The following is a 12,014-nucleotide window of genomic DNA, read 5'->3' on the forward strand; positions in this document are numbered from 1 at the left end:
GGGCCGGGGCGGCTGCCACCCGGGGCGGGGCTCCCCGCCCCGGCCCGGGGCGCCCGTCATGCCGTCTCGGGCCGCTCCTTCCGGTACTGCGGGAGCACCGGCTGGAGCACCAGCAGCCGCTCGACCAGGCGCAGGAACATCGCCGCGTCACGCAGCAGGTCGTCGGCGTCCCGACGGCCGGCGGCGCCCGGGATGCCGGCTTCCGCACGGGCCCTGCGAGCGGCGCCGGAGGCGAACAGCGCGCTCCACTCGGTCAGCTCCGGGGCTATTTCGGGGAGGACCTCCCAGGCGCTGCGGATGCGCTCCCGGCGTCGCCGGGACGTCTCCGGGCGGCCCCGCGCGGCCAGCACGGCGGCCGCGGTCCGCAGCGCGGCGAGGTGGGCGGTGGCGTACCGCTCGTTCGGCACATCGAGAACGGCTGCCTCGTCGAGGCCGGCGCGGGCCTGGGCGAGCAGATCGAGGGCGGCCGGCGGGGCGGTGGTGCGTCGCAGGACGGGGTGGACATCGCTTGCCGGACCGGTCGGTGAGGGGGCAGGGCCGTCTGCGCGGCGCCGGGGTGCGGCTGCTGCGGACGAGTGGGCCATGACGAAACCTCCTGTCTCGTACAACGACTCAACGACTCCGTGGCCGTATGCATCCATCGTGAGGGGCACCACTGACAGTTCCCGTCACAACGGCGTTGACCTGCTCTTTTGCCTCGATCGCAAGTTCGGGCTACCTTTTTGCACTGACTGGTCAGTTCAAAATCAGGGGAGGGTCAGTGGACAGCCCGCACGGGGCAGCCGTCACTGCCGGAAATCTCGGGCTCAAGGGGCCGCGCGGCTGGGCCTTCCGCGGCGTGGACGTCGAGGCCCGGCCCGGCTCGCTGGTGGCGATCGAGGGCCCCTCCGGCTCCGGCCGCACCTGCCTGCTGCTCGCCCTCACCGGCCGGATGCGCCCCACCGAGGGTCACGCGGAGATCGGCGGACTGCGTCTGCCGCGCAAGATGGCGGCGGTGCGCCGCGTCTGCGCCCTGGGCCCGGTGCCCGGCGTCAGCGAGCTCGACCCGGCCTTCACCGTCGCCGAGCACCTGCGCGAGCGGGCCCTGCTCCAGCGCCGCTACGGCGGTTCGCTGCGCGCCCTGCTGCGCCCGCGCGCCGAGCGGATCGCCACCGCGCAGGAGCGGATCGACACGGCGCTGGCCGCCGCGGGGCTCGACCCGGCCACCCTGCCCAAGGCCGAGCGGACCTCCGTACGGGATCTGGAGCGGCTGGAGGCGCTGCGGCTCTCCGTCGCACTGGCGCTGATCGGCGGCCCCCGGCTGCTCGCGGTGGACGACACCGACCTCAAGCTCTCCGACTCCGAGCGGGCCGAGGCGTGGGAGCTGCTGCGGTCCGTCGCGGCCGGCGGCACGACCGTGCTCGCCGTCTGCAGCCAGGCCCCCGAGGACGCCCTCACCCTGCGCACCGGCACCGGGAACGACGCGCACGGCAACGGCGCGAAGAGCACGGCCGACGGCACGGACGACCCGCAGAACACGGCCGGCACGGCCGACGGAACCACGACCGGGAAGGAGACGGCCGATGCGTTCGCCGAAGCTGGCCGCGCTTGAGCTCAAGCGCTTCGGCAGGGGAAAGCTGCCGCGCGCCGCACTGGTCGCGCTCCTGCTCCTGCCGCTGCTCTACGGCGCCCTGTACCTGTGGTCCTTCTGGGACCCGTACGGGCGCCTCGACAAAATCCCCGTCGCGCTGGTCAACGACGACAAGGGCGCCACCGCGGCCGGGAAGCGCATCACGGCCGGTGACGAGATCACCGACAAGCTCCTCGACTCCAAGGTGTTCGACTGGCACGAGGTGAGTTCCGCCGAGGCCGCCGAGGGCGTCGAGGACGGCACGTACTACCTCTCGCTCACCATGCCCTCGGACTTCAGCGAGCGGATCGCGTCCAGTTCGGGCGACTCCCCCGAGACCGGCGCGCTCCAGGTGCGCACCAACGACGCCAACAACTACATCGTGGGGCAGATCTCCCGGTCGGTGTTCTCCGAGGTGCGCACCGCCGCGTCGACCAACGCCTCACGCGATTTCCTCGACCGGATCTTCATCAACTTCTCCGACCTCCACGACGCGACGGAGAAGGCCGCCAAGGGCGCCGACGACCTCAAGGGCGGCATCGGCAAGGCGAAGAAGGGCTCGCAGGACCTCGCGGACGGGCTGAAGGACGCCAAGGCCGGCAGCGGCCGGCTGGCCGACGGCATCGGCAAGCTGGACAAGGGCGCGAGCGACCTCGAGACCGGCTCCCGCCAGGTGGCCGAGGGCACCCAGCAGCTCGCCGACAAGGTGAACGGGATGGCGGCCGACGCCCGTCCGTTCCTGAAGGACAACGGCAAGTCGATCGGCGACACCGCCCGGCTGGTCGCCGACTCCTCGCAGACCGTGCGGGACAACCTCGACCTGCTCGTGAAGGCCGCCCCCACCGCGGCCACCGCCGCCCGCACGGCCTCCGACGACCTGGCCGAGCTCCACCGCACCAGCTGTGCGCAGGAGCAGGAGGCCGACCCCGCCCTCTGCCCGCCGCTGAAGCGCGCCATGACCGCCGCGGCCGATGTCGCGAAGGTCGCCGACGACGTGAACGTACTGGTCACGAACCAGAACGGGGACCTGAAGAAGCTGAGCACCCGGCTGACCACCCTTCAGCGTCAGGCCGAGGACCTGGCCGAGCACGCGCCGCGCCTGGACGAGGACCTGGCGTCCGCCGTCAAGAAGGTCAACGCGCTGAACACCGGCGCGCACAAGGTCGCCAAGGGGGCGAACGACCTGCACACCGGCCTCGTCACGGCCAGGACCGGTTCCGCCGACCTGGACACCGGGGTGAGCGACCTCAGGAAGGGCGCGGTGAACCTGGACAGCGGGCTGATCCGGCTCGGCGACGGCTCGACCACCCTCGCCGAGGGGCTCGGCGACGGCGTCGGCAAGATCCCCGACTACGACAAGAAGGACCGCGACGCCCGGACGGGCGTCATGGCCGACCCGGTGCAGCTGGCCTCCGAGTCGCTGCACGAGGCCCCCAACTACGGCACCGGTTTCGCCCCGTACTTCATCCCGCTCTCCCTGTGGGTCGGCGCGATGGTGGCGTACATGCTGATCCAGCCGCTCAACCGGCGGGCGCTCGCCGCCGGGGCCTCCGCCTGGCGGATCGCCTTCGCGGGCTGGCTGCCGGTGGCCGCGATCGGGCTGCTCCAGGTGGCCGCCCTGATGGCCGTCCTGCACTGGGGGTTGGGGCTGCAGATGACCCGGGCCGCCGGGACTATCGCCTTCCTGGCCCTGGTGACCTGCTGCTTCGCGGCGATCGTGCAGTGGCTGAACGCCCGGTTCGGTGCCGCGGGGCGGATCCTCGTCCTGGCGGTGCTGATGCTCCAGCTGACCTCGGCCGGCGGCACGTACCCCGTCCAGACCAGCCCCGGGTTCTTCAACGCGATCCACCCCTACCTGCCGATGAGTTACATCGTCGAGGGGCTGCGCCGGCTGATCACCGGCGGCGGGCTCGGACCGGTCTGGCAGGGCAGCGCGGTGCTGCTGGCCTTCACGGCCGGGGCGCTCGCCCTGACCGCGGTCGCCGCACGCCGCAAGCAGGTGTGGACCCTGGACCGCCTCCACCCGGAACTGAGCCTGTGAGCGGGTCGGGACCTGTGAGAATCAGGGGCATGGAAAGCAGCAGCACCACGCGTCGCCGGGCCACCCGGCAGAAGCTCTACGAGGCGGCCGTGACCCTCATCGCGGAGAAGGGCTTCTCGGCCACCACGGTGGACGAGATCGCCGAGCGCGCCGGGGTCGCCAAGGGCACGGTCTACTACAACTTCAAGAGCAAGACCGAACTCTTCGAGGAGCTGCTGCGGCACGGCGTCGGGCTGCTCACCGCCTCGCTGCGCTCCGCGGCCGAGGAGACCGGGCGGCGCGGCGGCACCCGGGTCGAGGCGCTGGACGCGATGATCCGGGCCGGCCTGGTCTTCATCGACCGGTATCCGGCGTTCACCCAGCTGTACGTCGCGGAGCTGTGGCGCACCAACCGGGCCTGGCAGGGAACCCTCCTGGTGGTGCGTCAGGAAGCCGTCGCGGTGGTCGAGGGCGTGCTGCGCGAAGGGGTGGAGAACGGCGAGCTGAGCCGGGAGATCGACATTCCGCTGACGGCCGCCGCGCTGGTCGGCATGGTGCTGGTGGCGGCCCTGGACTGGCAGGCGTTCCAGCCCGGGCGGTCGATCGACGACGTGCACTCGGCGCTGTCGCTGCTGCTGCACGGGCGGGTCAGCGGGCGCTGAGCCGCCCGCCCCGACGGGACGGAAGCGCGCGACGCACGGAACCGCACGGCGGACAGAACCGCACCACGGGCAGGAGCGCATACGGAAGGCGCCGGTCCGATAAGACCCGGTGTCCCGGGTCCGCGCCGGACCGGCGCCTTCCGTAACTGCTGGAGAACTTTCCCCGCGGCCCCGTGTCCCCCGTGGCCCCGAGTCCTCCGTCGTGCTCCCCCGTTCCGGAGGGGAGTGCCGCGACCGTTCCGCCGCCCCGTGCCGGCGGTGCCTGCGCGGCGCCCCTCCCCGTGCCCCCACTCTCCCGCCCGGTGAGGCGGGAGCCCATCCGCGTACCTACTCATCTCGCGGTCTAGGTACGGATACTCAGACCTGCGCGCCGAACCCGTCCCGCGCCGTACGCCAACTGGCTTACGATCGCCTCCGTGTCCGTACTCCCTCTGGTGTTCACAAGCGGCTGGGCCAGCGGGATCAACGCCTACGCGGTGGTCCTGCTCCTCGGCATTTTCGGTACGACCGGTCTGAGCGAGGAGGTGCCCGACGCCCTCCAGCGCACCGACGTCCTGGTGGTGGCCGGTGTGCTCTTCCTCTGCGAGGCGGTGGCGGACAAGGTCCCGTACGTGGACTCGGTCTGGGACTCGGTGCACACCGTCATCAGGCCGGTGTCCGGTGCCGTCGTGGCGGCGCTGCTGGCCGGTGACGACGGTTCGCTGCCGGAGCTCGCGGCGGCGGCGATCGGCGGGTCCACCGCACTGGTGAGCCACCTGGTGAAGGCCGGCACCAGAATGGCGGTCAACTCCTCTCCCGAACCGTTCAGCAACATCGTCGTGAGCATCGTCGAGGACCTGGGCGTCGCCGGGATCATCACCTTCGCGATATTCCATCCGGTGGCGGCCTCGGTCGTCGCGGGGTCGCTGCTGCTGCTCGGCATCGTGATCGTGGCCTTCCTGTTCTCCCGGATCCGGCGCTTCCTGCGGCGCAGGAAGCAGCGGCGCGAGGAGCGGCGACTGGCCCGGGCGGGTACCTACCAGCCGCCGGGCTGACCGTCGGCGGCGGCCGTTAAGGTCACTGACATGGCACGTATTGCGGTGATCGGCGCCGGGATGGGCGCGATGGCGGCGGCCGCCCGGCTCGCCGTGGCAGGCCACCGGGTGACGGTGTACGAGCGGTCGGAGACCTTCGGCGGTTCGGTGGGCCGGTACGCCCGGGAGGGCTTCGTCTTCGACACCGGTCCGGCGCTGCTCCATCTGCCCGCCGTCTACCGCGACCTGTTCGTGAAGACGGGCAAGGAACCGCTGGAGCGGTGCGTGGAGCTGGTCCAGGTCGATCCGGCGAGCCGGCACCTGTTCGCGGACGGTACGGCGGTGTCGCTGCCGAACGCCTCGCGGGCCGGGGTGGTCTCCGCCCTGGACGCGGCGCTCGGCGGGGGCGCGGGCGCGGCGTGGGGCGGGTTCCTCGACCGGGCGCGCGATGCCTGGGACCGGTCGCGGCGTCCGTTGCTGGAGGAGCCGTTGCGCCCCGACCGGGAGGTGTTCGGGCGCGATCCCTATCCGGCGCTCCGGCAGCGCCGGCTGCTGCGCTCCGCCCGGCAGGCGGGCACGGTGGCGGAGGTCGGCGCGTGGGAGCTGGCGGACCCCCGGCTGGCCTCGCTCCTCGACGGGTACGCCCTGTCGTACGGGCTCGACCCGGTGCGCGCACCGGCGTCGGCGGCCCTGCTGCCGTACATGGAGGAGACGTTCGGCAGCTGGTACGTCTCCGGCGGCATCCGGGCCCTGGCGCAGGCGGTGCACGAGCGGTGCCTGGCCCGGCGGGTGGAGTTCGTCCTGGGGTGCGAGGTGACCCGGGTCGTCGAGAAGGACGGCCGGGCGGCGGGGGTCGAGCTGGCGGACGGGACGGTCGCCGAGGCCGACCACGTGGTGCTGGGCGCCCCGCCCCGTCCCGGCCTGGTGCCGGGTCAGGAGTCCTGGCAGGACGAGGACGTGACGACCCGGCAGGGTGCGGGCCAGGAGCTGGTGCCGGGCCGGTTCCTGGTGCTGCTCTCGCTGCGCGGCGCCCGGTCCGCGGACACCGTGCACCGGACGCTGGTGCACCCGGCGGACGGTGCGGCGGAGCGCGAGGCGGTGTTCGGCGGACGGCTCGCCGAACACCCCACGGTGACGGTGCTGCGCCCGGACGACCCGTCGACCCGCCCCGACGACGACCACGAGGCGGTGACGCTGATGGCGACGGTCGCCCCGCACGGCCCGGTGGACTGGACGGACCCCGCAGTGCGCGAGCGGTGCGCCGACTCGCTGATCGGGGCCGCCGCCTCGGCCGTGCCCGGGATACGGGAGCGGCTGCTGCACGCCGAGGTGCGGACCCCGGCGGAGACGGCGGCGCAGACCGGCGCGGAGGGCGGTTCGGTGCCCGCGCCCGTGCTGGCCGGGGCGGGCGGCGCGTATCTGCGTCCGGGCAACCGCACCCGGCTGCGGGGGCTCTACGCCGCGGGCGGCTGGTCGCATCCGGGCGGTGGACTCGCCCACGCGGGCATGTCGGGGGCCCTGGTCGCCGGACTGATCGTGGAGGGGGACGGGTTCCGGGGCTCCCAGTGAGCGCCCGGAGGCCGGCCGGCCGGTCCGGGCTCCCCAGGCCGCCCGGACCGCGGGGCCGCCCGCCGTCGGCAACGGCTCAGTAGCGGTACTGCTGTTCGTCGTAGCCGCTGCCGTTGTTGTAGCCGTTCGGGGGCGGGCCGGGGTGGGCGGGCTGCTCCGGGGGCGTGACGGGGTACTGCTCGCCCTCGCGCTGCTGCGGCACCCAGACGCCGCCGGGCGGGGTGTCGGTGTACGGCTGCTGGGCGTACGGGTCGGGGGCGTACGGGTCGGGGGCGTACTGCTGCCGGCCCCCGAAGCTGTCGTACTCGTTGCCGTCGTACGAGGAGTACCCCGCGGGGCCCCCGGCGGTGCCGGTCCCGATGTAGGGGTCGGAGTACGCGGCGTACTGCTGCTGCGTGCCGTAGTCGTACTGCCCGGCGAGCGGGTCCTGGGCGGCGTACGCGTCCTGGCCCGGTGCGCCGTACGCGGCGGTGGGCTCGGCGTAGGAGTCGTACGGGGTGTAGGGGGGCTGCTGCGGGAGGGGGTCGGGCTGGTCGTCCTGGCGCGCTTGGTGGCCGCCGGAGTAGACGCCGTACTGCCCGGTGTCGTCCGGCATGGGCTCCGGCTCGTAGACCGCGGGGGCCTGGGCGGGCGGCGGCGGGGTCTGCCCGCCGTGCTCCAGCTCCAGGTCCGAGACCTGGAGCGTGGGTCCGCGGCCCTGCCGCCCGTCCCCGTTCCCGCCCTTGCGGCGCCGGCTCGCGCCGGGGTTGCCCCCTATGGCCCAGCCGGTGGAGAAGCCCCGCCGGAAGGACAGCGTGACCTGGGTCTGCCCGACCGCGAAGGCGATCGCGCCGAGGACGATGACGAGCACGGACGGGATGAGTACCCCGACGACCACGCAGGCGAAGCCCGCGAAGGCCAGAAGTCTCCAGCGAAGGCGCGCCTTGTACTGCAGGAGCACTTCACCGAGCAGCCACAGCGCGACGATTCCGAACGCGATGTAGAGGACCGTCCAGCCCATGCCCGCCCCCTCCTACGGCCACCGCGCCGGGTAGCGGCGGGTACGGCCGGTCACGACTGCTTGTGCAGTCCGAGATTCTCGTAGATTTCGAGCGTCGCCGTCGAGTTGTTGAGCGTGATGAAGTGCAATCCGGGCACACCCTCGGATCGCAGCCTCGCGCAGAACTGCGTGGCGAAGTCGATTCCAATGGAGCGTACAGCGGCGGGATCGTCCTTGGCCGCGAGGATCCGTTCTTTCAGGGACGCGGGGAAGGACGCGTTGCTGAGCTGCGCGAATCTGTCCAGCTGTTTGACGCTGGTCAGCGGCATGACCTCGGGAATGATCGGGGTTTCGCAACCCGTGGCGACCACTCGGTCACGCATCCGCAGATAATCCTCCGGGTCGAAGAACATCTGGGTGATCGCATAGTCGGCACCGGCCCGGCATTTGTCCACGAAATGCCGGATGTCGGTGTCCCAGTCGGTCGAACGCGGGTGCATCTCGGGAAATGCCGCGACGCCGACGCAGAAATCACCGGATTCCTTGATGAGGTGGACGAGGTCCGCCGCGTACCGCACGCCCTGGGGGTGCTTGACCCATTCGCCCATCGGGTCGCCCGGCGGGTCCCCGCGCACGGCGAGGATGTTCCGGATCCCGGCGTCCGCGTACTGCCCGATCATGTTGCGCAGCTCGGCGACGGAGTGGTTGACCGCCGTGAGGTGGGCGACCGGGGTGAGGGTGGAATCGGCCGCGATCTGCTGGGTGGCCCGCACCGTCCCGGCCCGGGTGGAACCGCCGGCCCCGTAGGTCACGGAGACGAAGCTCGGCCTCACCGCCTCGACCCGGCGCAGCGCGTTCCAGAGGTTCCGCTCGCCCTGCTCGGTCTTGGGAGCCCAGAACTCGAAGGAGTAGGAGGTCTTGCCGGTCGCGAGGAGTTCACGCACCGTGGGGGCGTGATCCGTCCTGATGGATGGTGTGCCAAGGGCCATACCCGCAGGTTAACCAGAGCATGAGGGCCATAGGACCGGACCAGGGTGAATTGTCCTAATTGACGGATTGTTTGTCCATCCTTCGGACAGCCGGGCCGAATCACGCCCCTGAACGTCCGTCTCCGGCCCCCGTTCCGGACGTTCGCTTCCGGTCCCGTCGCGGGCATCCGGCCCGGTCACGGGCCCGACTGTCCGTCCCCGGCCGTGGCCGTGGCCCCGGCCGGACGGCCGGGCTCACGCTCCGGCGCGCGCCCTGATCCGGCGGGCCAGCTCGGCGGTGGCGGCGCCCGGGTCGGCGGCCTCGGTGATCGCCCGTACGACGACCACCCGGCGGGCACCGGCGTCCAGCACCTCGTCGAGGTTGCCGGCGTCGATGCCGCCGATGGCGAACCAGGGGCGCGGCTGGTCGAGCGAGGCGGCGTACCGGACGAGGTCGAGGCCCGGGGCGTGCCGTCCGGGCTTGGTCGGGGTGGGCCAGCAGGGGCCGGTGCAGAAGTAGTCCACGCCGGGCTCGGCGACGGCCGCGTCGACCTCGGGCCCGGCGTGCGTGGAGCGGCCGATCAGCACGTCGTCGCCGAGGATGGCGCGGGCGGCGGACACCGGCAGGTCGCCCTGGCCGAGGTGCAGCACGTCGGAGCCGATGGCGTGGGCGACATCGGCCCGGTCGTTCACCGCGAGGAGCTTGCCGTGGCGTCGGCACGCGTCGGCGAACACGGCGAGATGGTCGAGCTCCTCGGCCGCCTCCATGCCCTTGTCGCGCAGCTGGACGATGTCCACCCCGGCGGCGAGGACGGCGTCGAGGAACGCGGGGAGGTCGCCCTGGCGCCTGCGGGCGTCCGTGCACAGATAGAGCCGGGCTTCGGACAGCGACGCGCGGAGCGTGGACATCGGTGCGGTTCCCCCCTGGGAGAGCGGTGCGGAAGGCGGCCCGGGGCCGGGGCGGGCGGCGCGGGACCGCGCCGTCCGCCCGCTCGCACCGGGCCGGTGGTTCAGACGGCGAGCGCCTGGGCGCGGCGCTTCACCTCCGTGCCGCGATTCTCGCTCAGTGCCTGGGCGGGGGTGCCCGGCAGGGTCGGGTCGGGGGTGAAGAGCCACTCCAGCATCTCTTCGTCGGTGTAGCCGTCGTCCTTCAGGAGCGTCAGGGTGCCGGAGAGGCCCTTGACCACCTTGGTGCCGTCGATGAAGGCGGCCGGCACCTGGAGCGCCCGGTTCTCACCACGGCGTACGGCGATCAGCTGGCCCTCCTTGACCAGCTGCCGCACACGCGTCACCTCGACACCGAGCATTTCTGCGATGTCGGGGAGGTGGAGCCAGGCAGGGACGAGAGCATCGATCTTTGCGTCAATCTCGGTCACAAGGACAAGCCTGCCATCCCGCACCGACAGCCGATACCCGGACTCGGCCCTTCAGGGCCTCCGGAACCGCTCCCCCGGCCCCTCCTCTCCCCCTCGCCGGCCCCGCAGGCCCTCTCCCCTCCCGGACGCCGGAGGCGCGCCGTCCGGCGGGCCCTCCTCAGCCGCGGACCGCCGTCTTCAGCGGCACGGCGGGGTCGGCGGCCCGTTCCGGATCGAGCGATGCCCCCGCCTCGATGAGCTTGCGCCCCTGCGCCAGGTCGCGCGGGCGGCCGACGGCGAGGACCGCGACCAGGACGCCGTCCCGCAGCCAGCACACCGACCAGGCGGGATCCGCCGGGTCGCCGCGCCACAGCAGGGTGTCGGCGTCGCCGTGGTGGCCCGCGTACTGCACGAACCGGTCGAACTGCTCGGACCAGAAGTACGGCACGGGGTCGTACGTCAGCGGCTCGAAGGCGCCGCCGGCCGTCGCGCCGATGATGTTGGCGGCGGCGGTGCGCGGGCCCTGGAGGGCGTTGTCCCAGTGGTGGACGAGCAGGCGTTCGCCGTACCGGGCGGAGGGGAACGAGGCGCAGTCGCCGACCGCGTACACGTCGGGTGCCGAGGTGCGCAGCGCCTCGTCCGCGGTCACCGATCCGTCGGGGCCGAGCGCGATGCCGGAGCCGGCCAGCCAGCCGGTGGCGGGCCGGGCGCCGATTCCGACGACGACCGCCCCGGCCGGGAGCGTACGGCCGTCCGCGAGGACCACCCGGCCCGGTTCGATCCGGTCGACCCGGGCCCCGGTGAGGAGTTCGGCGCCGGCCCCGGCGTACCAGTCGGCCATCGGGGCGGCGACCTCGGCGGGCATCGCGCCCGCGAGGGGGCGGTCGGCGGCCTCGACGACGGTGACCCCGCAGCCGGCGGCGCGGGCCGCGGTGGCGAACTCGGCGCCGATCCAGCCCGCGCCGACGACCACCACGTCGTGCTGTCCCTCGAGGACCGGGCGCAGCCGGGCCGCGTCGTCGAGGGTGCGCAGCAGGTGGACGCCGGGGACGCCCTCGGTGCCAGGCAGCACGACCGGTTCGGCGCCGGTCGCGATCACCAGGACGTCGTAGCCGACGGGGCCCGAGGGGGTGTCCAGTTCGTGCGCGTCCGGTCGCAGGCCGGTGACCTCGACGCCCAGCCGCAGTTCGATGTCCAGCGCCTCGAAGTCGACCTCGAAGGCGGAGTCCTCGGCCTTGCCGAGCAGCACCGCCTTGGACAACGGGGGCCGGTCGTAGGGCTGGTGGGGTTCGGCGCCGATCAGGGTGACGGGGCCGGTGAAGCCCTGCTCCCGCAGGGCCACCGCGGTCTGCACACCCGCCATGCCCGCGCCCACGACGACGACGCGGCGCCCCGGCCGCCGGTCCGGCTGCTCTGACTGCTGCTGATCGCTCACCCGTACACCATAAGCACCTGACATTGCGTCAGGAAGATGGGATCTCCTCGACCGTGCTCGTCCCGCCGCCCTTCTGCGACTCCCACTCCCAGCGTTCCTCCAGCCGGACCCGGCCGTCCGCGAGGTCGACGACGGTGGAGACGCAGTGGCCACTGGAAGTCGTCCCGTCCTGCTTCAGCTGGACGTACCTGAAGTCGAGGGTGTCGCCGTCCCGGGTGCCGACGAGGTGGCCGCGGACCACGTCGCCGCCCGCGTAGTCGGCCCAGATCCGGCCGTCCCGCTCGTGGTACGCGAAGCGGGTGCGGGTACCGACCTGGCCCGGGGCCTGGTCGGCGACCGGGGCGAGGACGAGTCCGTCGAGCGAACGGGCCACGGTGACTGCTCCCTTACTGGGCCGGGACGGC

12 protein-coding genes are annotated in these 12,014 nt (G+C 73.0%); 5 read left to right on the forward strand and 7 right to left on the reverse strand.

Annotated features, from left to right (window positions below):
• Positions 1-56 precede the first annotated feature (56 nt).
• Positions 57-584 (reverse strand): SAV_6107 family HEPN domain-containing protein, encoded by a 528-nt coding sequence (locus OCT49_RS07900; RefSeq protein WP_283851170.1) that lies wholly within the window; start codon positions 582-584, stop codon positions 57-59.
• A 176-nt stretch (positions 585-760) separates the two neighbouring features.
• Here OCT49_RS07900 and OCT49_RS07905 point away from each other — a divergent pair, with 176 nt between their 5' ends.
• The 5 genes from OCT49_RS07905 (at position 761) to OCT49_RS07925 (ending at position 6,873) form a co-directional block, all read left to right on the forward strand.
• Positions 761-1,591, forward strand: coding sequence for an ATP-binding cassette domain-containing protein (locus tag OCT49_RS07905; RefSeq protein WP_283851171.1), 831 nt, complete (start codon positions 761-763; stop codon positions 1,589-1,591).
• Positions 1,563-3,650 carry a YhgE/Pip family protein gene (locus OCT49_RS07910; RefSeq protein WP_283851172.1) on the forward strand — a complete coding sequence of 696 codons (2,088 nt, stop codon included), beginning with the start codon at positions 1,563-1,565 and terminating at the stop codon, positions 3,648-3,650. Before OCT49_RS07905 ends, OCT49_RS07910 begins: the two co-directional genes overlap by 29 nt.
• A 29-nt stretch (positions 3,651-3,679) precedes the next feature.
• Positions 3,680-4,291, forward strand: coding sequence for a TetR/AcrR family transcriptional regulator (locus tag OCT49_RS07915; RefSeq protein ID WP_283851173.1), 612 nt, complete (start codon positions 3,680-3,682; stop codon positions 4,289-4,291).
• Between the two features lie 416 nt (positions 4,292-4,707).
• Positions 4,708-5,325, forward strand: coding sequence for a DUF4126 domain-containing protein (locus tag OCT49_RS07920; RefSeq protein ID WP_283851174.1), 618 nt, complete (start codon positions 4,708-4,710; stop codon positions 5,323-5,325).
• 30 nt (positions 5,326-5,355) lie between these two features.
• The gene (locus OCT49_RS07925; protein WP_283851175.1) at positions 5,356-6,873 is read left to right on the forward strand and encodes a phytoene desaturase family protein; all 1,518 of its coding nucleotides are present in this window, start codon (positions 5,356-5,358) and stop codon (positions 6,871-6,873) included.
• Positions 6,874-6,949: 76 nt separating this feature from the next.
• Here the strand turns inward: OCT49_RS07925 and OCT49_RS07930 are convergent, their stop codons facing one another.
• The 6 genes from OCT49_RS07930 to OCT49_RS07955 all read right to left on the reverse strand — a co-directional run bounded on the left by OCT49_RS07930 (position 6,950) and on the right by OCT49_RS07955 (position 11,983).
• Positions 6,950-7,873, reverse strand: a complete 924-nt coding sequence (locus tag OCT49_RS07930) for a hypothetical protein (protein WP_283851176.1) — start codon at positions 7,871-7,873, stop codon at positions 6,950-6,952.
• Positions 7,874-7,923: 50 nt separating this feature from the next.
• On the reverse strand, positions 7,924-8,841 hold the full coding sequence (metF, locus tag OCT49_RS07935) for a methylenetetrahydrofolate reductase [NAD(P)H] (protein ID WP_283851177.1): 918 nt from the start codon (positions 8,839-8,841) through the stop codon (positions 7,924-7,926).
• 234 nt (positions 8,842-9,075) lie between these two features.
• Positions 9,076-9,729, reverse strand: a complete 654-nt coding sequence (gene thiE / locus OCT49_RS07940; RefSeq protein ID WP_283851178.1) for a thiamine phosphate synthase — start codon at positions 9,727-9,729, stop codon at positions 9,076-9,078.
• 101 nt (positions 9,730-9,830) lie between these two features.
• Complete coding sequence (locus tag OCT49_RS07945) at positions 9,831-10,196, reverse strand: Rv2175c family DNA-binding protein (RefSeq protein ID WP_283851179.1); 366 nt, start codon at positions 10,194-10,196, stop codon at positions 9,831-9,833.
• A gap of 157 nt (positions 10,197-10,353) precedes the next feature.
• Entirely contained in the window at positions 10,354-11,610 is a 1,257-nt protein-coding gene (locus OCT49_RS07950; RefSeq protein WP_502963347.1) for an NAD(P)/FAD-dependent oxidoreductase, read from the reverse strand.
• Positions 11,611-11,638: 28 nt separating this feature from the next.
• Positions 11,639-11,983: an avidin-fold protein gene (locus tag OCT49_RS07955; RefSeq protein ID WP_283851180.1), complete on the reverse strand. Its 345-nt coding sequence runs from the start codon at positions 11,981-11,983 to the stop codon at positions 11,639-11,641.
• Positions 11,984-12,014: the final 31 nt, after the last annotated feature.

The organism is Streptomyces sp. ML-6 (genome assembly GCF_030116705.1).
Taxonomy (GTDB): domain Bacteria; phylum Actinomycetota; class Actinomycetes; order Streptomycetales; family Streptomycetaceae; genus Streptomyces.